We start from the raw sequence: 24,275 nt of genomic DNA, 5'->3' as shown, positions 1-24,275 counted from the left end.
TCTCTTCAATAAAGCGGCATCATCACATGGAGCCCGTGCCGGAATCAAGTTCAGGACAGGCTTAGGCCCTGCTTCAGCATCATCAGCATGTCGCCGGGCGACATGCGCGCCGCCATCTCGGTGCCTTCGAGCAGGCTGTCGGCCAGGTCGCGCTTGCGGCCGTGCAGTTCGACGATGCCTTCCTCGATGGTGCCGCGCGCCACCAGGCGGTAGATGGTCACGGGACGCTGCTGGCCCATGCGGTGGGCGCGGTCCGAGGCCTGGTCTTCCACCGCCGGATTCCACCACGGGTCCATGTGGATCACGTAGTCGGCCGCCGTCAGGTTGATGCCGACGCCGCCCGCCTTCAGGCTGATGAGGAACAGCTCGCCCTCGCCGGCCTGGAAGGCATCGACGCGGCGCTTGCGTTCCTGCATGGGCGTAGCGCCATCCAGGTACTGGTAGGGGATCTGCTTGCCGTCGAGGTACTTGCGGATCAGGGTCAGGTGGTCGACGAACTGGCTGAACACCAGCACCTTGTGGCGGTTCTCGAGCAGGCCGTCGACCAGGCGCGCAAACGCAATCAGCTTGCTGCTGGCGATGCCGGCGCCCGGCGCCACCAGCTCCGGATTGCAGACCGCGCGGCGCAGCCGCATCATCTCGGCCAGGATCTCGATCGACTTCTGGCTTTCCGGCGCTTCCAACGCGGCCAGCTTGTCGAGCGCTTCACGGCGCAGCGACTCGTACAGCGCTGTCTCTTCCTGGGTCAGTTCGACCGGCACCACGATCTCAATGCGCGGCGGCAGTTCGGTGAGCACCTGGGCCTTGGTGCGGCGCAGGATGAAGGGCTGCGTCAGGCGGCGCAGGCGCGCCCGCGCCCCCGCTTCAGCGCGCTTGTCCTGGGCCTTTTCGATCGGTCCGGCGAAGCGCAGCTGGAACTGGTCTGCGCTGCCCAGCAGGCCCGGATTGATGAACCTGAACAGGTTCCACAGCTCGCCCAGGTGGTTCTCCAGCGGCGTACCGGTGGCCGCCATGCGGAAGTTCCCCTGCAGCGCCATCACGGCCTGCGAACGCTTGGTGTGCATGTTCTTGATGGCCTGGGCTTCGTCGAGCACGATGCTGTGCCAGGGCTTCTTCGCAAACAGCGGCGCTTCCTGTTGCAGCAGGCCGTAGCTCGCCACCACCACGTCGAAGGGGCCGGCTTCGTCCAGCATCGTGGCCCGGTCGCCGGGCCCGAACAGCTTCAGATTCAGGGTCGGTGCGAAGCGCTGGGCTTCGGCGATCCAGTTCAGGCACACCGAGGTCGGCGCCACCACCAGGGCCGGGCCGTCCTTGGCGCGGGTGAGCAACAGGGCCAGCGCCTGCAGGGTCTTGCCCAGTCCCATATCGTCGGCCAGGCAGGCGCCCACGCCCCAGTGGGCCAGGCGTCCCAGCCACTCGAAGCCTTCGCGCTGGTAGTCGCGCAAATCGGCCTGCAGGGTAGAAGGCAGCGCCGGCGTAAAGGCTTCGCTGTCGGCGATGCGTTTCAGGTGCTTGCGCCAGGCGTCGTCGCTGCTCACCTCTCCCGCATCGCGCGCGAGTTCCGCCAGCGAGAAGCTGGCCAGCGGATGCATGCGCAGCTCGTCGCCATTCATGGTGCCGTAGTCGGCCAGCTCCATCAGGCGGCGGTGCAGTTCGTCGCTCAGGGCCAGGTATTCGTTGTCGCCCAGGGCCACGAAGCGGCTCTTGCCTTCGCGCACGCGCTCGAGCAGCGCGCGCAGGCTCATTACACGCTGCTCGTCGACCACGATGTCGCCGTTGGCCGCGAACCAGTCGCGGTCGCGCCGGATCTGGATGCGCACCGATTTCGAATTCGCGCGCTTGGACACGCGGAACTTCTCGCCTTCCGGCCAGGCCACCACCACCTTGGCCGGATCCAGGCTGCGCAGCTCGTCCACCAGTTCCAGGCATTGCAGGGGCTGGCCCAGCAGCCATTCGCCATGTTCCAGCTCTCCGTGTTCGAGCGCGTGGCAGGCGCCGATCAACTGGCGCTCGGCCTCGCGCTCCGCTTTCAGGTCGCGCCTGGCTTCGGTACGGATGCCGTTCACGTCGGCGATCACGCTTTCCGCGCCGGCGCCGGGCGAGTAATAGGCGCCATTGTCCAGCGGGCGCACCAGCACCTGCATGCTCATGCCCTGTTGATAGGGACGCAGGTGCAGGTGCAGGCGCGGGTCGCTTGCGACCTGCTCGATGTCGCCGGGGCTGGCGCCGATGTCCGACTGCACCGTGACGATCGAGGAGATCGCGCTGATCGCGCGCAGCACGCGGCGTTCGGCTTCCACCGGCACTTCCAGGCCCTCGCCGACGATCGCCGCGATGCGGCGGTGCTCCTCGCCCACGCGCACCAGGCGCAGGCGGGTCGGGGTCTCGCGGGTGATGATCACGTCGCCGTCCTGGTCGTTCGGCGCGGGATGCAGCGAGATGGTCACCTTGCCGCCACGCGCCTTCACGTGCAGCTCGGGCTCGCCCGGCAGCAGCTCGACCCGGGTGCCGGGCGAATCCATCCAGAACAGCAGCGGGTGGCCCACCAGGGCGGCCAACGCCTTGTCCAGTTCGAACTCGAAGCGGATGCCGGTGCTGCCGTAGTAGCGGCGGCCGGCGATGCTGGACACGGCCTGCACGTCCTGGGCGGTAAGGAAGTCCAGCTCCTGCGCATCTTCGGCCAGGCGCTTCAGGCCGATGGCGCGGCCGCGGCTCCAGCCGCCTTGCGCGTCGCGCTTCTGCTCGCGTGGCTCCAGCTCGCGCACGCCCATGTGCTCGTCGTAGCGGATCATCCACACCAGGCGCGACTCGCGCACCACTTCGGCATTCAGGGCCGGCTGCAGGTTGATCAGGGCGTTGAGCTGGCGCTCCCAGGCTTCTTCGCGCTCGAACCAGTGGGTGAGGTCGGTGAAGCGGTGCACCCGCCGCAGTTCGCTCGCGCGCGCTTCATGGGCGACGGCGCCCGGACCGCCGATCTGGCCCAGCAGCGCGGCCAGCTGGGCCGACAGCAGGTCGAAGCCGGCCCGTTCGGATTGCGCCAGCATGTCTTCGATGTCCTGGCGCTTAGCCCTTAGTTGCGGCAGTCCGAGCCAGTGGTGCATCAGGGCGCGGAAGGTGAAGGGCTCGAGCGCCATCTCCCAGCTGCGCGAGGCCAGTACCTCGGCATCCACGGTACCGCGCCGGATCTCTTGCAGCATGCTGAGCTGGAAGACCACGGCCGTCTCCGGGCGCTGCACGGCGCGCGTGGCGATGTCGAGCCAGGCGTCGGCCAGTTTCAGCTGCGCCGGCCCATTGCCGCGCAGGAGGGCGGCAAGGTACAGGTGGGCGCCGATGCCATCGAAAATGGCCTTGCGCTTGCCGGTCTCGCGGCGGAGCAGCTTCAGCGACTTGTCGATGTCGGGCAGGGCGGCGTCCGGGTCGTCGCGCAGCAGGGCGACCACACTGCGCAGGAACAGCCCGGGCGCGTCAAGCACGTCGGCCAGCTGGGCCAGGGCCTCGTCGAGACGGCCGCACAGGATGAAGTGCTCGGCCAGCGCGATGCGCAGGCCGACCGAGGCGTCTCCCTGCGCCGCATGCGCTTCGGCCACCGCGCGGACGGCGGGCGCCAGCGCCGGTTCGCGCTGCGCATGCTTCACCAGTTCGGCCAGCACGCTGTCGCGCAGGTAGGGATGGATGCGTTCGATGAGCGCGGGTGCAAAAGGGCGGGCGCAGACGTCGACCAGCGGATGCAGGTAGGCCGCTTCGTGGCAGCGCAGGCAGGCGTCCAGCAGCGGCATCACGACCGTGGCGTTCTCGCCGGCGAGCAGGGCCATGCGCAGCAGCGCCAGGCCCTGGCGGTAGCTGCGCAGGATCGGCGTGCCCTGCCAGTCGCGGCGCAGCGGCGTGACGCGTTCGTAGGCGGCCTGCAGCGCCCCGAACAGCCCCGTGTCCAGCGCATGTTCCAGCGCCGGCCAGGTGGCCGCCGGGGCGATCGCAAAGCCGCGCCCCACGACTTCCGTCACGAGCGCGAGCTCACGCAGGCGTTCCAGTTCGGCCGCCCACTGCCCCTCCGGCAGCGGCAGGCCGGCAGCCATCAGGTGTTCGAGGATGCGCTGGCGGCCCATCGGCTCGCCGCTCAATGCCAGCAGGGACAGGATGGCCTGCTCGCCCGCGTTCAGGTCGTTCAAGGTCATGCAGCGGGCAGGTTCTCGATCTCCACCGCTGGCAGTCCGGCGGGGACGGGCATGCCGAACACGCGCAGGTAGAACACCAGCTCCGCTTCCAGCGTCTGCACTACGCTCTCGGCCTTGCGGAAGCCATGGCCTTCGCCTTCCAGTGTGATGTAGGCCACCGGCACCTGGCGCGCACGCAGCGCCTCGACCATGGTTTCGGACTGCTGCGGCGGCACCACCATGTCGTCCAGGCCCTGGAAGAAGATCATCGGGCGCGTCAGCTTCTCGGTGTGGTGGATCGGCGAGCGTTCGCGGTAGACCTGCTCGGCGCGTTCGGGCGGCGCGATCAGGTACTGGTTGTAGTGCGATTCGAACTTGTGCGAGTCGGCGTCCAGGCCGGCCAGGTCGGACACGCCGTAGTAACAGGCGCCAGCCTGGAACAGGTCGTGGAAGGCGAGGGCGGAGAGCGTCGTCAGGCCGCCGGCGCTGCTGCCGCGCACCAGCAGGCGGCGCGGATCGGCCAGGCCCTGGCTGGCAAGGTGGCGCGCGCCCGCCACGCAGTCCTCGACATCGACCACGCCCCACTGGCCCTTGAGCAGGTCGCGGTAGGCGCGCCCGAAGCCGGTGCTGCCGCCGTAGTTCACGTCCAGCACTGCGAAGCCGCGGCTGGTCCAGAACTGGGTGGCCAGCTTCAGGGTGCTGGCCGCCATGCCGGTGGGGCCGCCGTGGCCAATGACGATCAGGGGCGGCAGTTCGCCGTCTTGCGGCGCAAAATCGGCATTCGTCGGCGGATAGTGGAAGGCGTAGGCAGTGCGGCCGTTCGCGCTTGGGTAGCTGATCGAACGGGGAACCGAGAGGTAGCCGACGTCCGGCAACTGCGCGATCGAGCGCGCCAGTACCTCGTGCTGGCCGCTATCCAGGTCGATGCGCGCCAGTTCGAGCGCCACCGTCGGTGCGCCGCCCAGCAGCGCGACCGTGTGCGCGTTCACGCGCAGTTCGCGGATTTCTTCATAGGGCGTGGCGATCTCGGTCAGTTCGCCGCCGCGGAGGCGCCCCAGCTTGCTGACGCCGCCCTCGATATAGGCGCAAACGATCTCATCCTCCGCGCGGAAGCCGTAGAGCGAACCGCCGAAGGTCCACTGCGGTCCACCGAATTCGGCGTCGCGCGGGCACAGCGCCCCCACCACGCCGCCTTCGTACCGGTACAAATTCCACCAGCCGCTGCGGTCGGACACGAAGTGCAGCACGCCGCCCGGCGACCATTCCGGCTGGCAGATGGATTCCTGCGGGCCGCCCGCCACCAGCCGGCCATTGGCCAGCGTGCCGTCGTCCTGGATGTCGGCCAGCCACAGCTCGCTGCCTTCCCAGGGCATGCGCGGATGGTCCCAGCACAGCCATGCCAGATGGCGCCCGTCCGGCGAGATGCGCGGCGCGGCGTAGAAGTCATTGCCGTCCACCAGCACGGTTTCCAGGCCGTCGAAACCGATGGCGGCGATGGTGTTCTCGGGATAGTGGCCGCCGGCGGAGTGGTCTTCGCGAACGCTGATCAAACGCCGGCGCGGTGCGTCGACCACGAAGTCGGCATAGCGCCGCTTGTTGTCTTCCGCCGTGACCGCGACCGGCTGGGCGCCGGCGTCGACGCGGTAAAGACGGCTGTCGGCATGGTTGGAGAACCATGCGCTGCCACCGGCAACGACATAGGCGCCGCCGCCGTACTCGTGCACCTTGCTGCGCACGTTGAAGGGCGCGGGCGTCAGTTCGCCGCCAGTGGAGACCAGGGTCGAGCGTCCCGCCTCGCTGGCCCGGCCTTCCAGCCAGTACACAGCGGCGCCATCGAGCATGAGCGAGGCCAGCGGCGTGGCGCCGGCCGCGACAACGGATGCGGTGATCGGGGACGTCCAGGTGCCGCACGGGGCTTGCTGTTTGCTCATGGCAGGTTCTCTCAATTGGGCAAGAAACGCATTATAAGTGCACCCCCAAAGATGCGATAATGGAGGTTTTCCCTCCGAATCCGATTGTCAGCCATGCCACAATTTGCCCCGCTTCAGAACGACACCTTCCTGCGTGCGCTGCTGCGCCAGCCGACTGACTACACCCCGGTGTGGCTGATGCGCCAGGCGGGACGCTACCTGCCGGAATACCGCGCCACGCGCCAGCAGGCCGGTTCCTTCCTGGGCCTGGCAAAGAATCCGGATTTCGCCACCGAGGTCACGCTGCAGCCGCTCGATCGCTATCCGCTGGACGCGTCGATCCTGTTCTCGGACATCCTGACCGTGCCGGACGCGATGGGCCTGGGCCTGTATTTCGCCGACGGCGAAGGCCCGAAGTTCGAGCGCCCGCTGCGCACGGAAGCGGAAGTGCGCGCCCTCCAGGTACCGGATATGGCGTCGCTCGACTATGTCTTCAAGGCAGTGACCCAGATCCGCACCGCGATCAACGGCCGCGTGCCCCTGATCGGCTTCTCGGGCAGCCCGTGGACGCTGGCCTGCTACATGGTCGAAGGCGGCGGCTCGAAAGAATTCCACACCATCAAGAAGATGATGTACGCGCGTCCCGACCTGATGCACCACATCCTGGACACCAACGCGCGCGCAGTCAGCCAGTACCTGAACGCCCAGATCGACGCCGGCGCCCAGGCCGTGATGATCTTCGACTCCTGGGGCGGGGCGTTGGCCGACGGCGCCTACCAGGAATTCTCGCTGAACTACATGCGGCAGGTGGTGAGCCAGCTGCAACGCGAGAAGGATGGCGTGCGCATCCCGGCGATCGTGTTCACCAAGGGCGGCGGCCTGTGGCTGGACGAAATGGCCGACATCGGCGCCGACGCGCTGGGCCTGGACTGGACCGTCAACCTGGGCAAGGCGCGCGCCCTGGTGGGCGACCGCGTGGCCCTGCAGGGCAATCTCGACCCGGCGATCCTGTTCGCCGCGCCGGAGCAGATCCGGGCCGAAGTGGAGCGCTCCCTGAGCGCCTATGGACAACCCTCGGCAGGCCACGGCCACGTCTTCAACCTTGGCCACGGCATTTCGCAGTTCACCCCGCCGGAATCGGTGACGGCAATGGTAGAAGCCGTGCACGACTTCAGCCGCAAACAGCGCGCGGTGTAACCCGGGTCATTGCTGCGGCAGGCGTTGCCGCAGCAAAATCACACTTGTTCACAAGTTCGTAAAACTTCAAAATTATTCCTGTGGACATCTTTGCCGGGCATGAGAAGACGTAAATCAATGATTCTTAAACGTTTTTTTCATGAGGGACTGTGGATTTACACAGTAGGTCCGGACCTTAAGAGGTAAATTGTCCAGGCTTCCTGTCCATTGTTCACAAAGTTATCCACACTGTGACTGATGAGCTGGGAAAAGTGCTTGGTTTACGCGGACTTAGCTCAACTCTTCAAGTAAGGTCTGAAGTTTCTGGTGCACCGCAACGAGTTTTCCCCTTACACATGTGCAGTTATGCACAGCAAGGCGATTCCAGCCCGGGTTGTTAACAGGGATAACTCTTGGTTTGTAAGACACTGATTTTATTGAATAATTTTTTGTTGTCCCAGCGAATCGCGCGTTTCGAGTTGATCTAACGTAAACCTCGATCACGGTCAAGTACAGCGCTATTCACAAAGTTTTCCACAGGCTTCTGGTTCTCGGCTCCGTCACTCAAGAAGGTTGGACTTGGCACACTGCTTCCTACAGGTTGCGCTCGACACACCGCTCAACAGCTGCTTCGACTACCGCTGGTCCTGCGAACCGGGCCAGGAGCCGCTTGTCGGCCAGCTGGTGCTGGTGCCCTTCGCGCGGCGCGAAGTGGTCGGCCTGATCGTCGCGGTCAAACAGGACACCGAGGTCCCGCTCGATAAACTGAAGGACGCGATCGCCGTGCGCAGCCAGCTTGCGCCGCTGCCCGAGCGCTGGATCGCACTGGCGCAGTTCGCCGCCGACTATTACCAGCGCCCGCTGGGCGAGGTGGCGCTGCCCGGCCTGCCAAAGAACCTGCGCGTGCCCAAGACCGTGGCGCTGGACCGCGCGCTCAAAAAACTGGCAAAGGACGACAGCGCGCACGATCCGACGCCGTCAAGCATGCCGGTGCTGAACCCGGCGCAGCAGGAAGCCGCCAACAGCATCGGCGGCGCCCAGGGCTTCACTCCGCTGCTGCTGTACGGCGTCACCGGCAGCGGCAAGACCGAGGTCTACCTGCAGGCCTGCGCCCAGGTACTGGGGCGCGACCGGGACGCCCAGATCCTGATCCTGGTCCCCGAGATCAACCTGACGCCCCAGCTGGAAGGGAATATCCGCGCGCGTTTTCCCGGCGTGATGCTGGCCACCCTGCACAGCAGCCTGTCCGAGGGCGAGCGCATGCTGCACTGGCTGGCCGCGCACGAGGGCCGGGCGCGCATCGTGCTGGGCACCCGGCTGGCGATCCTGTCCTCGCTGCCGAACCTCAAGCTGATCGTCATCGACGAGGAGCACGACCCCTCGTACAAGCAGCAGGAAGGCCTGCGCTACTCGGCGCGCGACCTGGCGGTGTGGCGCGCGCACCAGCTGGGCATCCCGATCGTGCTCGGTTCGGCCACACCTTCGCTCGAGACCTGGCACCACGCGCAATCCGGCCGCTACCGCAAGCTGGAGCTGCGCGAGCGCGCCGTGCGCGACGCCGTGCTGCCCACCGTGAAGCTGGTCGACATGGAACGCGACCGGCCCAAGGACGGCCTGACCGGCTCCCTGATCGCGGCGCTGCGCGGGCGCCTCGACCGCGGCGAACAGTCGCTCCTGTTCCTGAACCGGCGCGGCTATGCCCCGGTGATCTGCTGCGACGCCTGCGGCTGGATCAGCAACTGCACCCGCTGCACCGCCTTCATGGTGCTGCACCGTCCCGAGCACCGGCTGCGCTGCCACCACTGCAGCCTGGAGCTGCGCATCCCGCGCCACTGCCCGACCTGCGGCAACGTCGACCTGCAGCCGCTCGGGCGCGGCACCCAGCGCATCGAGGAAGGCCTGGCGGCGATGTTCCCGGAAGCGCGCATCCTGCGCATCGACGCCGATTCCACCCGCCTGAAGGGCAGCGCCCAGGAAGCCTTCGACAGCGTGCACCGGGGCGAAGTGGACATCCTGGTCGGCACCCAGATGGTCGCCAAGGGCCACGACTTCAAGAAGCTCACGCTGGTGGGCATCCTGAACCCCGACACCGCGCTGTTCTCGCAGGACTACCGCGCCAGCGAGCGCCTGTTCGCCCAGCTGATGCAGGTGGCGGGCAGGGCAGGGCGCGCCGGCGCGGCTTCGGAAGTGCTGGTCCAGACCCGCTACGCCAGCCACCCGCTGTACGGCGCCGTGGTGCGCCACGACTACGACCGCTTCGCCGCCAGCCTGCTGGAAGAACGCCGCCAGGCCGGCCTGCCGCCCTTCATGTACCAGGCGCTGCTGCGCGCCGAGGCGCCCGAGCTGGCCACGGCAATCGCCTTCCTGGAGGCGGCGCGCGACAGCCTGGTCTTCGATGCGGTGATGATCAACGATCCGATCCCGATGACGATGACGCGCGTGCACAACGTCGACCGCGCCCAGCTGCTGGTGGAGTCGGCCTCGCGCCCGGCGCTGCAGGCTTTTCTCCGCGAATGGGTCGAGATCCTGCGCGCCATGAAGTCGCGCGTGCGCTGGTCGCTGGAAGTCGATCCGCTCGATATCTAGACATCGTGGTCATCCGTGAGTTTCGGCGCACGGATTTTTGCTAGAGTGGCAGCTCAACCGTTCCGGAGCCCCGCCTTGCCCCTGCCGATCGCACGCCGCCTGCTGCCCGCGCTGCTTGCCCTGCCCCTGACGCAGGGGCAGGCCGCGTCGCGCGCCGCGCTCGAGGCGGTCCACGACGTCCGCATCTGGATCGACGCCCGCAATTGCGGCGCGGCCGTGGAACAGCTCAAGGCCGGCCTGAAGGCCGGCCATCCCGAGGTCGCGCTGCTGGCTGGCTCGATGTACGAACACGGCGTTTGCGTCAAGGCCAGCTGGGACAATGCGGTCACCTTCTACGTGCAGGCACACCAGGGCGGCCTGCCGGGAGCTGCCGCGCGCCTGGCGGCCGGCTATGCCGACCCGGCGCGCGGCCCGGATGCCGCGGCGGCCCTGTGGTGGAGCCTGCGCGACCGAAGCGGAGCGCGTAGCGGATCCTGCGCCGTCCCACAAGGCGTGGAACAGGACCCCGAGCGCTTTGTCGCCGAACTCAAGACCTGGGAACCTGCCAGGCTTGCGATCTGCAACTACATCATCGGCGTGCTCTGGACCATCGCGGCGGAAGTGAAGTATCCGGCACAAGCCCAGGCCTGGGGGCTGCATGGCGATGTGACGCTGCGCTTTCTCCCAGGGGTGCCGCGCATCGAAGTCAAGAAAGGCGAGACCGGGGCCTATCAGTTATACGGCTTGATCGACGGCGATGTCCTGCGCGACCGCGAGTCCATTCCAGCGCGGGACGGCTTCGAGAAATTGATGCGCGAAGTCGCCGACCGCGCCTTGCGCCGTTACCCGCAGCCTCCAGGCATCCCGACCGATACCTCGGTCTCGGTCAAGTACGTGTTCTCCCTCGAATGAGCAAACCTTCGACTTTTCCAAGGAGCGTGGCAATGGCATACCAAGGTGGCACCCATGGCCGGCTGGCCGTTCTTCTCGCGGCGCTGCTGGCCGCGCCGGCCGCGCTGGCGACCCTGCCGACCGACGGCGAGCTGTCGGCCGCGGAAATCCGGCGCCGCATCGAGAACCGCGACTGCAGCGGCGCGGTCGAGCGGCTGAAACAGGCCCTGGCGAAGAACGAGCCCGAGGCGGCGCTGATGGGCGGCTCCATGTACGAGCATGGTGTCTGCGTCAAGCGCGACTGGCAGCGCGCCATTCCGCTGTATGCGCGCGCCGTCGAGGGCGGGCAGCCGGAAGGCGCCGAACGGCTGGCGGCGGGCTTCGCCGATCCGGTCAATGGTCCGGACGCGGCCGCCGCCATCTGGTGGGCCTGGCGCGGGCGCGGCTTCGACCAGTCCGAATGCGGGGTCGACGGCAAGGCGCCGGCCGACCCGGAGCGCCTGGTGGCCGAGATGGGCAAGTGGAAGCCGGAACGGCTGGCCTACTGCACTTACGTGGCGGGCGTGATGTCGACCATCTCCGCCGAGATGCGCTTCCCCGACCTGGCGCGCGGCTTCGCGGTCGGCGGCGACGTGTCGCTGCGCTTCTATCCGGCCACGCCGCGCTTCGAGCTGAAGCAGACCGGTTCGCGCGAATACGACCTGGTCGGCTACTTCGCAGTCGACCGCCTGCGCGACCGCAAGCGCAAGGCCGTCACCGGCGGCTTCGAAAAAGTGGTGGGCGAAGTGGCCGACCGGGCCCTGCGGCGCTACCCGCATCCGAAGGGGATCCCGGAAGACACCCTGATCCAGACCACCTACACCTTCGGCTACACCTTGCACAACTACTAGGCGCGGCGGCCAGTCGCCTGCCGGGTTCGGGAAAATCGCGTATCGTCTTGGTTATCCGACAAAGGAAGCAGGAGAACGCGATGAAACAACTCGACGTGGACGTCGCCATCATCGGCACCGGCACCGCCGGCATGACGGCCTACCGCGCGGCCCGGGCGCAGGGCGCGCGCACCGTGGTCATCGAAAGCAGCCATTACGGCACCACCTGCGCGCGCGTCGGCTGCATGCCGAGCAAGCTCCTGATCGCAGCCGCGGAAAGCGCGCATGCGATGCAGCACAGCGCGCCCTTCGGCGTGCATGCCGGCGAGGTGCGCATCGACGGCCGCGCCGTGATGGAACGCGTGCGCCGCGAGCGCGACCGCTTCGTCGGCTTCGTGCTGGAAAGCGTCGAATCCTTCCCCGAGGAAGACCGCTTGCGCGGCCACGCGCGCTTCACCGGGCCGCATACGCTGGTCGTCGACGACCACACCGAGATCACCGCCGCCCGCATCGTGATCGCCACCGGCTCCACCCCGCTGCGCCTGCCGGCACTGGAAAATGTCGGCCCCGGCATCGCTACCAGCGACGACGTGTTCTACTGGGACGACCTGCCGAAGTCGGTGGCCGTGATCGGCACCGGCGTGATCGGCCTGGAACTGGGCCAGGCCCTGCACCGGCTCGGCGTGCGCGTGAAGCTGTTCGCGCGCGGCGGCAGCATCGCCCACCTGAGCGACCCGGAAGTGCTGCGCAGCGCCACTCGGGTATTGACCGAGGAACTCGACATCCAGTTCCAGTCGAAGGTGGTGGGCGCGGTGCAGGAAGGCGAGGAAGTGGCGCTCACCGTCAGCGACGCCCTGGGCGAAGAGAAGACAGAGCGCTTCCAGTACGTCTTGATGGCGGCCGGCCGCACGCCCAACGTGCACGATATCGGACTGGAGCACACAGGCCTGGAGCGCGGGGAGGACGGCATCCCGTATTTCGATGCCCGCACCATGCAATGTGGGAACAGCCACATCTTCATCGCCGGCGACGCCAACAACGAGCGTCCGCTGCTGCACGACGCGGCCGACCACGGCAAGATCGCCGGCGACAATGCGGGCCGCTACCCGGACGTGCGTCCCGGCCTGCGCCGCACCGCGATCGCGGTCGCCTTTACCGAGCCGAACATCGCCACCCTGGGCGCCAGCTACCGCAGCCTGTGCGAAGGGGGCAAGCGCAAGTTTGCGGTGGGCGCGGTCTCGTTCGAGAACCAGGGCCGCAGCCGGGTCATGTTGCAGAACAAGGGGATGCTGCGGGTGTATGCGGAATTCGGCTCGCGCCGCTTCCTGGGGGCCGAGATGATCGCGCCGCGCGCCGAGCACCTGGCGCATACGCTGTCCTGGGCCTGCCAGATGCGCATGACGGTGGACCAGATGCTGGACATGCCCTTCTACCACCCGGTGATCGAGGAGGGCGTGCGCACCGCCCTGCGCGACCTGGCCCAGTGCCTGACCCGTGGCGAGAGCGAGATCGACCCGGCCGATACCGAGCCGGGTACATAGAAGATTAGCTGGGCTTAACTGAACCCGGAAAAGATCAGAAAAACTTAATTCAGGTAGCTCGCATCCAGCTTGCCCTCGCCGGCCAGCTGACGCAGGATGCGCACCGTGTCGATGTCGGCTTCCTGGTAGGCCGAGCGCTTGAAGTCGTCGTACATTTCGTTGGCCGGGTCGCTGTGCTCGCCGAGGCCGTCGTCGTAGCAGAAGCGCACCAGTAGCACGGCGCTGGTCGGCGCCTCGATCTTCATGACCAGGCTGGAAGCGGCGATCTCGCCCTGGGCCGGCACCTCGTAGCGCACTTCCTTCAGCGGCGTCAGGTGCACGACGTCGTCGATCACCAGGTCCCCGTAGCGCAGGCGGCGGCTGAAGCTGCCGCTGCTGCGTTCGCCGATGGTGCATTCGTCCAGGTGGGGCACGAACAGGGTCGGCGATTCGGCGCGCAGCACCAGCCCGCGCCACAGCTGCTCGATCGAAATGGTGTCGATCAGCGGGTTCATCGGATCGTTGATCTGGATGAGATGTTCAAATTTCATGTGCGGTGTCCAAAAAGCCTCGGCGCACGGCGCCGCAAGGGTGCGATGGTACCCGATTGTGTCTTTCCGCGCCGCGCCGGGGCGGTGTTGCAAACACGTCCATTCCGCATTTTTGCCTGCGCGTTGCCGAACTCATCGTTACAATATCCGGCCATTCTGCAGAAATCTTTCCCATGTCCAACGCACCAAAATTCGGCCTCAACGGGCCGCAAAGCGAAGCCGTGCTCTATCTCGACGGCCCATGCCTGGTGCTGGCCGGCGCCGGCTCGGGCAAGACGCGCGTCATCACGCAGAAGATCGCCTACATGATCGAGCATTGCGGCTACGATCCACGCACCATCGCCGCGCTCACCTTCACCAACAAGGCCGCGCTCGAGATGCAGGAACGCATCGGCAAGCTGCTCAAGCAGCCCAAGCAGGCCAAGCAGCTGACTGTCTCCACCTTCCACTCGCTGGGCGTCAAGATCCTGCGCCAGGAAGCGGCCGGCGTCGGCCTGAAGGACAAGTTCTCGATCATGGACAGCGACGATTGCTATACCGTCGTGTCCGACCTCGCCCTCACCACGGACAAGCAGGAAATCCGCCGCATCCAGAACGCCATCTCGTTGTGGAAGAACGGCCTGGTCGACCCGGACGACGCTATTCAAGCGGCGAAGGACGAGGACGAAGCCATGGCCGGACGCGTCTACCGCAGCTACCTGGCCACCCTGCAGGCCTACCAGGCGGTCGACTTCGACGACCTGATCCGCCTGCCGGTGGAACTGTTCCGCAACAACGAATCGATCCGCGACCGCTGGCAGCGCCGCCTGCGCTACCTGCTCATGGACGAGTACCAGGACACCAACACCTGCCAGTACGAGCTGGTGAAGCTGCTGGTGACGGGCATCGGCAAGAAGCCGATGTTCACCGCCGTGGGCGACGACGACCAGGCGATCTACGCCTGGCGCGGCGCCTCGGTGGAAAACCTGAAGACCCTGCAGACCGACTTCCCCGACCTGCGCGTCATCAAGCTGGAACAGAACTACCGCTCCACCACCCGCATCCTGCAGGCGGCCAACGCGGTCATCGGCAACAACCCGAAGCTGTTCGAGAAGTCGCTCTGGTCCGAGCACGGCCTGGGCGAGCCGATCGAGGTGCTGGGCATGCAGAGCGACGAGCAGGAAGCCGAGCAGGTTGCCATCATGATCTCGGCCGACCACTTCCAGCGCAAGAACAAGTGGACCGACTATGCCATCCTGTACCGCGGCAACCACCAGGCGCGCGTGATCGAGCAGGCCCTGCGCAAGGAGCGCATCCCCTACACCATGTCGGGCGGCCAGAGCTTCTTTGACAAGGCCGAGATCAAGGACATCATCGCCTACCTGCGCCTGATCGCGAACCAGGACGACGACCCCGCCTTCATCCGCGCCGTCACCACCCCCAAGCGCGGGGTCGGCATGGCCACGCTCGAGACCCTGGGCGAATTCTCCAAGCAGTGGAACTGCTCGCTGTTCGAGGCGGCGCGCAAGGGCGGGTTGGAGGCCAAGCTGGCCGAGCGCCAGCTGGCGCCGCTACGCGACTTCTGCCGCTTCATGCTCGAGCTCGAAGACCGCGCCACCCGCCCGGGCCCGTCGGGCAGCGGCGACAACGCGGCCGAGGTGCTGGACGACATGATGAAGGAGATGAACTACGAGCACTACTTGTACGAGAATTTCGACGACCGCGCGGCCCAGGGCAAGTGGCAGAACGTGCTCGAGTTCACCAACTGGCTGAAGGAACGCGGCCGCGGTGGGCGCGACCGCGACGGCGAGGAAAAGAACCTGCTCGAACTGACCCAGATGGTGGCCCTGATGTCGATGCTCGAAGGCCAGGACGAGGAGCAGGACGCGGTGCGCATGTCGACCCTGCACGCGTCCAAGGGCCTGGAATACCCGCACGTGTTCCTGGTCGGGGTGGAAGAGGGCATCTTGCCGCACAAGGGCGACCCGGACGCGCCGGTCGAGGTGATCGCGGCCCGCATCCAGGAAGAGCGGCGCCTGATGTACGTGGGGATCACGCGCGCCCAGCGCACCCTGCGCCTGACCTGGTGCAAGAAACGCAAGCGTGCGGGCGAACTGGTGCATTGCGAGCCCTCGCGCTTCATCAAGGAGATGGCGCTGGACGTTGGCGACGCCCCGCCCAAGGAAAGCGAAGTGCTGAGCCCGAAGGAGCGCCTGGCCAGCCTGAAAGCCCTGCTGGCCATGCCGAAAGCATAAACCTACCAGGAATGCGTTGCGCATAAGCCTTGAAACCCTGCTAACGGTCGCGCACGATTGAAATTCTTATTTGACTTCGTCTTAATAGCAGGAAATACTTTCCGGAAAGCGAGCTCATCATGGATGCTCACGTCCCACTTTACTTAGATTTCGCCCATGGCAAACGTTTCCGACCTCGAAAATACGCCCCGTTCCGGGCTGAACCACATTGACGCGCTGCTCGACAAGGGCCCTGACTGGAATTTCCTGACCACGGGCCCCGCCAACACGATCTACTACACTTTCTCGATTTCTTCGGGCAATGAAAAGGATGTGACTGGCCAGGAAGCGTTTACCCAGGCGCAGCAGATCGCCACGCGCGGCGCGTTCGACTACCTCCAGCAGCTGACCGGCATCCAGTTCGTCGAGACCGCGAACGGCGCCAGCGCCCAGCTTCACCTGGCCAACCTGGACATCGAAGGCAGCAATACCACAGGGCTGTGCAGCTGGAACGCTCCATACACCTATGGTGTTGGGAACACGCTGATCGACTACAAGCCGCAGGCCTATGTCTACCTCGACAATTTCGAATGGCGTTTCCAGAACCGCGACCTGGAACCGGGCGGCGTGGGTTACCAGACCCTGCTGCACGAACTGGGCCATGCGCTCGGCCTGAAGCACCCGTTCGAGGACGATGTCCACCTGCCGGTCAGCCAGGACAATACTCGTAATACCTTGATGTCCTACACCGATAGCGGCGGACCCTACAGCACCTTCAGCCCCTACGACATCGCAGCCCTGAACTGGCTGTACGGCGGCGACGGCCTGCGCGGCGCGCTCGGCATCAACTCGACCACCGGCGGCCGTTACATCACCGGCACAAGCGCGGTGGACCGCCTGACCGGCACCGCCTTCGACGACGTGCTCGCGGGTGCGGGCGGCAACGACATCATCGATGGCGGCGCCGGCGTTGATACGGTCTCCTTCGGCCGCGTGCGCGGCGAATACACCTTCAGCCAGGACGCCAGCGGCAACGTGCTGGCCAGCCACGCCAGCCTGGGCACGGTCACCATCAGCAACGTCGAGCAGTTCTCCTTCGTGGACGGCAAATACCAGCGTGCGCAGGTGCTGAGCGACAGCACGCCGCCGGCCGTACCGAGCCTGTCGGTGACCAAGAACGCGGCCAACTTCACCTCGTTCAGCAAACCGCTGTTCACCGGCCAGGCCGAAGCGAACGCCACGGTCCGCATCTACGTGGGCGAGCGCATGGTCGCGGAAACCCAGGCCGACGCCAAGGGCCTGTATTCGGTCGTTGCCACCACCGTGTTCAACGATGGCCTGAACTATTCGGTGCGCGCCACCGCGACCGACGCCGCCGGCAACGTGTCGGCCTTCAGCGAAGCGGTCGGCTTCAATGTCGACGCCACGGCGCCGGTCAAGCCGACTTCGACGATGACCCTGGCCACGAGCAGCAACCAGCCGGTGTTCAGCGGCACCGCCGAAGCCAATTCGACGATCAAGCTGTACCGCGTCGACGGCGATCGCGCCATCGAAATCGGCCGCACCGTCACCAAGGGCGACGGCAGCTGGAAGCTCGACTCGGCAGCGCTGCCGAACGGCGTGTACAAAGCGATTGCCGCGTCCGAGGACATCGCCGGCAACGCCACCAGCGCCAGCGACTACCTGAATTTCACCATCGACAGCACGCTCAGCCAGACCGGCACCGCCCAGAACGACCGCATCACCAACCTGGGCGTCGGCAACAACGCGGTCGACGGCGCAGGCGGCAGGGATACCGTCGTGTACGCGGGCCTGAGCGAGCACTTCACGCTCAAGCGCGGCGTCTACGGCGTCACCGTGACCGACACGCTCGGCAACCTGGGGACCGACAACCTGATCAACGTCGAGCGCATCCAGTTCAACGATACCTGGAAGGCGCTCGACGTCGACGGCATCGCGGGCCAGGCCTATCGCATGTACGAAGCGGCCCTCGGCCGTGCGCCGGAAAAGGCGGGCCTGAGCTACTGGATCTGGCGCATGGAAAACGGCTCCACCATCCAGCAGGTGGCGTCCGACTTCATGAAGACGACGGAATTCGCGGGCATCTATGGCGCCAACCCGACCGATGCCCAGTTCATCCGCCAGATGTACCTGAACATCCTGGACCGTGAACCGGACGCCGGCGGCTACGTCTACTGGGAAGGCCGCATTGCCACCGGCAGCCGCGAACAGATCCTGGTCGACTTCAGCGAAAGCCCGGAGAACAAGGCCCAGGTCATCGCCGCGATCCAGGACGGCATGGACTACTCGCCCTGGGCGTGATCCAGGGCCGCTCATTGGCTGCGTACCGAAATGGCATAATGCCGGCTTTGCGCCGGGAGGCAGCCAATGAGCCATGAAGACCCGATCAACGATCGCTTCGTCGATATCGAGATCAAGCTCTCGCACCAGGAAGACCTGGTCGAGACGCTGAACCAGACCATCTACCGCCAGGAGCGCCGCATCGACCAGCTCGAAGCCATGGTCGCCGCGCTGGCCGACCACGTCCGCACCCTGCAGTCCACCCGCCAGGGGCCGGTCAACGAGAAGCCGCCCCACTACTGAGCATCATCCCCAGCCGCTTGCCCAGGCACAGCAGTGTCAGGGTCGGCGGCAGTCCCCAGGGCTGGGGAATCACCGAGGCATCGCATACGTGCAGGCCGGGCGCGGCGCGCAGTTCGCTGTCCACGCCGGCGCCGATGCGGATGCTGCCGCCCGGATGGGCGGCGAAGTGGTGGGTGACGAACACCTGCTTCGCATCCGCCTGCGCCAGGATGGCGCGCGCCATCTTGACGCCCTGGTCGAGACGCGCGCGGTCGCCCGGGCTCAGGCGCTTGTCGACCCAGCGCGGCCCGACGGCGCCGCCGATGTCGTCACGGATCTTCACCATGATGCTCAAGGTCCGCCGGTGCGCGCCCACGCGGTCGACCCGGCCCGCCTGCAGCGCAAAGGCCGTGTACATCGCGTTCGGGAGCGTCAGGTCGGCCAGTGCGATGCCTTCCTCGGGAAAGCTGGCGCCGGCCGCCATCGGCACTTCGGCGCCGCCTTCGAGGTCATCGACGCTGCCCATCACCGCCACCACCGGATCGCTGAAGAAGGGCGCGTGGCGCGGCCCCAGCCCCGACGCATGCAGCAGGCGCGGGCTGCCAATGCCGCCGCCAGCCAGCACCACGAGCGGCGCGCGTGCCGTCCGGATGGCGCCATCGCGTTTGAATTCCACCCCGGCCGCACGGCCGTCCTGCATCAGCACGCGCAGTACCCGGCTGCGGTCCAACAGTACGGCGCCGTGGCGGCAGGCCTCGTCGACGAAGTCGCGCGCGCTCCACTTGGCGCCGTAGGGGCAACCGTAGACGCAGCGCCAGCAGCCGCTGCGGCAGGCCTGCGGCCGGATCATCTTGTCGAGTTTGTGCCAGGCGAAGCCGGCCGCGCGCGCAGCAGTCATGATGCGCGCCGCCATCGGGCCGACCAGGCTGTCGGGCAGGGGCGCGAGCGGCAGCTCGGCGCGCAGGGCCGCCAGGCTGGGGGCCAGGTCGATGCCGTGGGCCGCGAACATGGCGGCCGGCGGGGCGCTGGCGGTGGCGAAATTCAGCGCCGAGCTGCCGCCCAGGGTGGTGCCCGATACCAGCAGCGAGGCATCGCGGTGCAGCCAGGCGCCGCGTCCCGGCAGCGCCATGGTGGCCATCTGCCCCATGGTGCCGGCGAGCGGCGCGGCGCTGCCCTGTTCCAGCACGAGCACGCGCGCGCCAGACTGCGCCAGCTCGCGCGCGGTGCTGGCGCCGCCGGGGCCGGTGCCGACGACGATCGCGTCAAAGGAGGGGTCGGTGAAGGTATTCATGCGTAACGGCGCATGCTAGCACGGCGTTTTGATACATGAAGATACATGTCGGTTACATGCCATATACATACCTTTATTGTTGTGACGATGTGTGTATAAGCCTGCTATGATCTTCGCGCAACGGCTGTCGAGTACACGCGGCAGCTCCTTCCCAAGAGTCCGTGAAAGATCTCATGAACCGACCCTACCCGCTCATCGTTGCCGCCAGCCTCGCATTCATCCATGCATCGGCAATCGCAGCACCTGCGGCACCCGCCCTCGACGCCTCCAATCCCTTCGCCCAGCCCAGCAGCCTGCCGCTGAACTATCCGGCCTTCGACAAGATCAAGAACGAACACTTCCTGCCCGCCTACGCGGCCGGGATGGCCGAGCACCTGCGCGAGATCGATGCGATCGCCACCAACAAGGCGGCGCCGACGTTCGACAACACCATCGTCGAGATGGAGCGCGCCGGCCAGCTGCTCACGCGCGTGGCCATGACCTTCTCGAACCTGCAGACCGCCAATACCAACGACACCCTGGACGCGGTCGACCGCGAGATGTCGCCCAAGCTGGCTGCCCACAGCGATGCGATCTACCTGAACCCGGCGCTGTTCCAGCGCGTGAAGACCCTGCACGACAAGCGCGCCGGCTTGACACTGGACGCCGAGTCGAAGCACCTGCTCGAGCGCGTGTACAAGGAATTCGTGCGCGCCGGCGCCAACCTGTCCGCCGCCAACAAGGACAAGCTCAAGAAATACAACGCCGAGATCGCCTCGCTGCAGTCGGACTTCTCGCAGCGCGTGCTGAAGGAAGCCAATGCCTCGGCGCTGATCGTCGATACCCGCGCCGAACTGGCCGGCTTCTCGGATGCCGAGATCAATGCCGCCGCCGCGGAAGCGGAAAAGCGCGGCCAGAAAGGCAAGTTCGCGATTGCGATCGTCAACACCAGCAGCCAGCCGGCGCTGTCCAGCCTCACCGACCGCAAGACCCGCGAGCGCCTGATGGCCGCGTCCCTGAACCGCGGCAGCCGCGGCGGCCAGTATGATTCGCGCGACCTGGTGCTCAAGCTGGTCAGGCTGCGCGCCGAACGCGCGGCGCTGCTGGGCTACCCGAGCTACGCCGCCTATTCGCAGGAACTGGAAACCGCCAAGAATCCGGCCGCCGTCAACAAGCTGCTGGCCGAGCTGGCCAAGCCCGCGGTGAACAACGCGAAGAAGGAAGCGCTCGAAATCCAGAAGATCATCGACAAGGAGCGGGGCGGCTTCCAGGTCGCCGCGTACGACTGGCCGATCTACCAGGACAAGGTGCGCGCCGCGAAGTACAACTTCGACGAGAACCAGCTGCGCCCCTACTTTGAACTGAACCGCGTGCTGGTGGACGGCGTGTTCTTTGCCGCCACCAAGGAATACGGCATCACCTTCAAGGAGCGCAAGGACCTGCCGGTGTACGATCCGGACGTGCGCACCTTCGATGTATTCGATCACGACGGCAAACAGCTGGCGATCTTCATCTTCGACCCCTACGCCCGCGGCAACAAGCAGGGCGGCGCCTGGATGAACGAATACGTGTCGCAGTCTCACCTGCTGGCCAAGCGCCCGGTGGTCGGCAACCACCTGAACATTCCGAAGCCGCCCCAGGGCGAGCCGACGCTGCTGACCTACGACGAAGTGCGCACCGCCTTCCACGAGTTCGGCCACGCGCTGCACGGCATGTTCTCGAACGTGAAGTACCCGCACTTCTCGGGCACCAACGTGCCGCGCGACTTCGTCGAGTATCCGTCGCAGGTCAACGAGATGTGGGCGATCTGGCCGGAAGTGCTGGCCAATTACGCGAAGCACCACCAGACCGGCGCGCCGATGCCGAAAGAGCTGCTGGACAAGGTGGTCGCTTCCAAGAAGTTCAACCAGGGCTACATGACCACCGAGTACCTGGCCGCCTCGCTGCTCGACCAGCGCTGGCACCAGCTCAAGCCGTCGCAGATCCCGAGCGACGTGCTGGCCTTCGAGGCCAAGGCGCTGAAGGACGCGGGCGTCGACTTTGCCCCGGTGCCGCCGCGCTACCGCACGACCTACTTCTCGCACTCGATGAACGGCGGCTACTCGGCCGGCTACTACGCCTACCTGTGGAGCGAAAAGCTCGACGCCGATACGGTGCAGTGGTTCACGCAGAGCGGCGGCCTGTCGCGCAAGAACGGCGACCACTTCCGCAAGACCCTGCTGTCGCGCGGCGGCAGCGCCGATGCGATGGACCTGTTCCGCGACTTCCGCGGCCGCGACCCGGTCATCGAGCCGCTGCTGGAACGCCGCGGCCTCACCGGAAACTGAGCCGCTCACCCGGCTTTCCTGCGCCGCGTCCTGTGCTGCCGGGCCACAAGCCTGGCAGCACAGGACGGGCGTGTATCAACGTAGTCCAATCATTATCCGAGACACCATGAATCGTCCCCGTATGCTCCTGATCGCGGCCAGCGTCGCGATGGCCAACCTGGCCTATGCCGCACCGCTCGACGCGTCCAACCCCTTCGCCAAGCCGAGCACCCTCCAGTACGGCTACCCGGCCTTCGACAAGATCAGGGACGAGCACTTCGCGCCCGCTTTCGACGAAGGCATGCGCGAGCAGGCGCGCGAAATCGACGCCATCGCCAACAACAAGGCTGCGCCGACCTTCGAGAACACCATTGTCGCAATGGAGCGTTCGGGGCGCCTGCTGAACCGCGTTTCCTCGGTGTTTTCGGCCCTGGTCGGTTCCTACACCAACGACACCCTGCAGGCCCTGGACAAGGAACTGGCGCCCAAGCTCGCCGCCCACGGCGACGCGATCCGCCTGAATCCGAAGCTGTTCCAGCGCATCCAGACCCTGTACGCCAAGCGCGCCAAGCTGGGCCTGGACGCCGAATCGACCTACCTGATCGAGCGCTACCACAAGGACTTCGTGCGCGCCGGCGCCAAGCTCTCCAGCGCCGACAAGGACAAGCTGCGCGCGTACAACAGCAAGCTGGCGGCGCTGCAGACCCAGTTCAGCCAGAACGTGCTGAAGGAAGTGAACGCCTCGGCCTTCGTGGTCGACACCCGCGAAGAGCTGGCCGGCCTGCCGGAGAAGGCCATCGTGGCCGCCGCCGCCGAAGCGAAGAAGCGCGGCCTGGACGGCAAGTTCGTGATCCCGGTGGTGAACACGACCCAACAGGGTCCGCTGTCGCAGCTGAGCAATCGCGGCACCCGCGAGAAGCTGCTGTCGATCTCGACGGTGCGCGGTTCGCGCGGCGGTGAATTCGACAACCGCGACATCGTGCTGCAGCTGGCCAAGCTGCGCGCCGAGCGCGCCGAGCTGCTGGGCTACAGCAGCCACGCCGCCTACTCGCTGGAAGACCAGACCGCCAAGGACACCACCGCCGTCAACAAGCTGCTGTCCGACCTGGCCGCGCCCGCGGTGCGAAACGCGAAGAAGGAAGCTGCCGAGATCCAGGGAGTGATCGACGCGGAGAAGGGCAATTTCAAGGTCGCCGCGTATGACTGGAACTTCTACAGCGACAAGGTGCGCGCCGCCAAGTACGCCTTCGACGCCAACCAGTTGAAGCCGTATTTCGAACTCGACCGCGTGCTGAACGACGGCGCCTTCTTCGCCGCCAACAAGCTGTGGGGCATCACCTTCAAGCAGCGCAAGGACCTGCCGGTGTACGACGCCGACGTGCGCGTGTACGACGTCTTCGAAGAGAACGGCGCCCACCTGGCGATCTTCGTGCTCGACCCGTACGCGCGCCCGAACAAGCGCGGCGGCGCCTGGATGAGCGCCCTGGTCAGCCAGAGCACCCTGCTGGGCGACAAGCCGGTCATCACCAACAACCTGAACCTGGCCAAGCCGGCGCCGGGCGAGCCGACCCTGCTCAGCTGGGACGAGGTGCGCACCACCTTCCACGAATTCGGCCACGGCACCCATGGCTGGTTCTCGAAAGTGAAGTACCCGCGCTTCTCGGGTACCAGCGTGCCGCGCGACTATGTCGAGCTGCCTTCGCAGGTGTACGAGATGTGGATGGCCTGGCCGGAAGTGCTGGCCAATTATGCGAAGCACTACCAGACCGGCGAAGCGATGCCGAAAGAGCTGCTGGACAAGCTGCGCGCCTCGCAGCGCTTCAATGAAGGCTACCGCACCACCGAGTACCTGGCCGCGGCCGTGATCGACCAGCGCTGGCACCAGCTCGGCTCGAAGGCCATCCCGGCTGACGTGAAGAGCTTCGAAGAGCAGGCCCTGAAGGAGGCGGGCCTGGACTTCGCGCCGGTCCCGCCGCGCTACAGCTCGACCTACTTCTCGCACGCCTTCTCGGGCGGCTACTCGGCCGGCTACTACAGCTACCTGTGGGCCGAGCGCCTGGACGCCGACGCCGGCGAATGGTTCAAGGAAAACGGCGGCCTGCAGCGCAAGAACGGCGACCGCTTCCGCACCATGGTGCTGTCGAAAGGCGGCACCATGGATGCGGTGCAGATGTACCGCGACTTCCGCGGTCGCGATCCGGTGATCGAGCCGCTGCTGGAACGCCGCGGTTTGAACTGAGCGTAGTCCCGGGAGTCGCCCAGGCGGCTCC

At 66.4% G+C, this 24,275-nt stretch carries 14 protein-coding genes; 10 read left to right on the top strand and 4 right to left on the bottom strand.

Annotated features, from left to right (window positions below; translation table 11 throughout):
• Nucleotides 1-50 precede the first annotated feature (50 nt).
• Complete coding sequence (locus LK542_RS03980; RefSeq protein ID WP_227810905.1) at nt 51-4,172, bottom strand: DEAD/DEAH box helicase; 4,122 nt, start codon at nt 4,170-4,172, stop codon at nt 51-53.
• Nucleotides 4,169-6,082: a prolyl oligopeptidase family serine peptidase gene (locus LK542_RS03975; RefSeq protein ID WP_227810904.1), complete on the bottom strand. Its 1,914-nt coding sequence runs from the start codon at nt 6,080-6,082 to the stop codon at nt 4,169-4,171. Before LK542_RS03975 ends, LK542_RS03980 begins: the two co-directional genes overlap by 4 nt.
• A 93-nt stretch (nt 6,083-6,175) precedes the next feature.
• On the opposite strand from LK542_RS03975, the gene hemE reads away from it, so the two are divergent.
• The 5 genes from hemE (at nt 6,176) to LK542_RS03950 (ending at nt 13,103) form a co-directional block, all read left to right on the top strand.
• Nucleotides 6,176-7,258: a uroporphyrinogen decarboxylase gene (hemE, locus tag LK542_RS03970; RefSeq protein ID WP_227801270.1), complete on the top strand. Its 1,083-nt coding sequence runs from the start codon at nt 6,176-6,178 to the stop codon at nt 7,256-7,258.
• A 558-nt stretch (nt 7,259-7,816) separates the two neighbouring features.
• On the top strand, nt 7,817-9,823 hold the full coding sequence (locus tag LK542_RS03965) for a primosomal protein N' (RefSeq protein ID WP_227810903.1): 2,007 nt from the start codon (nt 7,817-7,819) through the stop codon (nt 9,821-9,823).
• Nucleotides 9,824-9,898: 75 nt separating this feature from the next.
• Nucleotides 9,899-10,714 carry a hypothetical protein gene (locus LK542_RS03960; protein WP_227810902.1) on the top strand — a complete coding sequence of 272 codons (816 nt, stop codon included), beginning with the start codon at nt 9,899-9,901 and terminating at the stop codon, nt 10,712-10,714.
• A 32-nt stretch (nt 10,715-10,746) separates the two neighbouring features.
• Entirely contained in the window at nt 10,747-11,583 is an 837-nt protein-coding gene (locus LK542_RS03955; RefSeq protein ID WP_227801267.1) for a hypothetical protein, read from the top strand.
• 80 nt (nt 11,584-11,663) lie between these two features.
• The gene (locus tag LK542_RS03950) at nt 11,664-13,103 is read left to right on the top strand and encodes a dihydrolipoyl dehydrogenase (protein ID WP_227810901.1); all 1,440 of its coding nucleotides are present in this window, start codon (nt 11,664-11,666) and stop codon (nt 13,101-13,103) included.
• A 44-nt stretch (nt 13,104-13,147) separates the two neighbouring features.
• On the opposite strand, the gene LK542_RS03945 is transcribed toward LK542_RS03950, so the two are convergent.
• The gene (locus tag LK542_RS03945) at nt 13,148-13,633 is read right to left on the bottom strand and encodes an SRPBCC family protein (protein WP_227801265.1); all 486 of its coding nucleotides are present in this window, start codon (nt 13,631-13,633) and stop codon (nt 13,148-13,150) included.
• Between the two features lie 173 nt (nt 13,634-13,806).
• Here LK542_RS03945 and LK542_RS03940 point away from each other — a divergent pair, with 173 nt between their 5' ends.
• The 3 genes from LK542_RS03940 (at nt 13,807) to LK542_RS03930 (ending at nt 18,450) form a co-directional block, all read left to right on the top strand.
• Nucleotides 13,807-15,867: a UvrD-helicase domain-containing protein gene (locus tag LK542_RS03940; protein ID WP_227801264.1), complete on the top strand. Its 2,061-nt coding sequence runs from the start codon at nt 13,807-13,809 to the stop codon at nt 15,865-15,867.
• Between the two features lie 156 nt (nt 15,868-16,023).
• Nucleotides 16,024-18,168, top strand: a complete 2,145-nt coding sequence (locus LK542_RS03935; RefSeq protein WP_227810900.1) for a DUF4214 domain-containing protein — start codon at nt 16,024-16,026, stop codon at nt 18,166-18,168.
• 66 nt (nt 18,169-18,234) lie between these two features.
• Complete coding sequence (locus LK542_RS03930) at nt 18,235-18,450, top strand: SlyX family protein (protein ID WP_227801262.1); 216 nt, start codon at nt 18,235-18,237, stop codon at nt 18,448-18,450.
• Here LK542_RS03930 and LK542_RS03925 read toward each other — a convergent pair.
• A complete protein-coding gene (locus tag LK542_RS03925) occupies nt 18,425-19,720 on the bottom strand; it encodes an FAD-dependent oxidoreductase (protein WP_227810899.1) in 1,296 nt (431 codons plus the stop codon). The genes LK542_RS03930 and LK542_RS03925 overlap by 26 nt on opposite strands.
• A gap of 173 nt (nt 19,721-19,893) precedes the next feature.
• On the opposite strand from LK542_RS03925, the gene LK542_RS03920 reads away from it, so the two are divergent.
• Together LK542_RS03920 and LK542_RS03915 are read left to right on the top strand one after the other, a co-directional pair.
• A complete protein-coding gene (locus tag LK542_RS03920) occupies nt 19,894-22,026 on the top strand; it encodes a M3 family metallopeptidase (protein ID WP_227810898.1) in 2,133 nt (710 codons plus the stop codon).
• 106 nt (nt 22,027-22,132) lie between these two features.
• Nucleotides 22,133-24,244 (top strand): M3 family metallopeptidase, encoded by a 2,112-nt coding sequence (locus tag LK542_RS03915; RefSeq protein ID WP_227810897.1) that lies wholly within the window; start codon nt 22,133-22,135, stop codon nt 24,242-24,244.
• Nucleotides 24,245-24,275 lie beyond the last annotated feature (31 nt).

The sequence above is a fragment of the Massilia sp. IC2-477 genome, assembly GCF_020707265.1.
Classification (GTDB): domain Bacteria; phylum Pseudomonadota; class Gammaproteobacteria; order Burkholderiales; family Burkholderiaceae_D; genus Telluria.
This window is presented reverse-complemented; position numbering and strand designations above follow the sequence as displayed.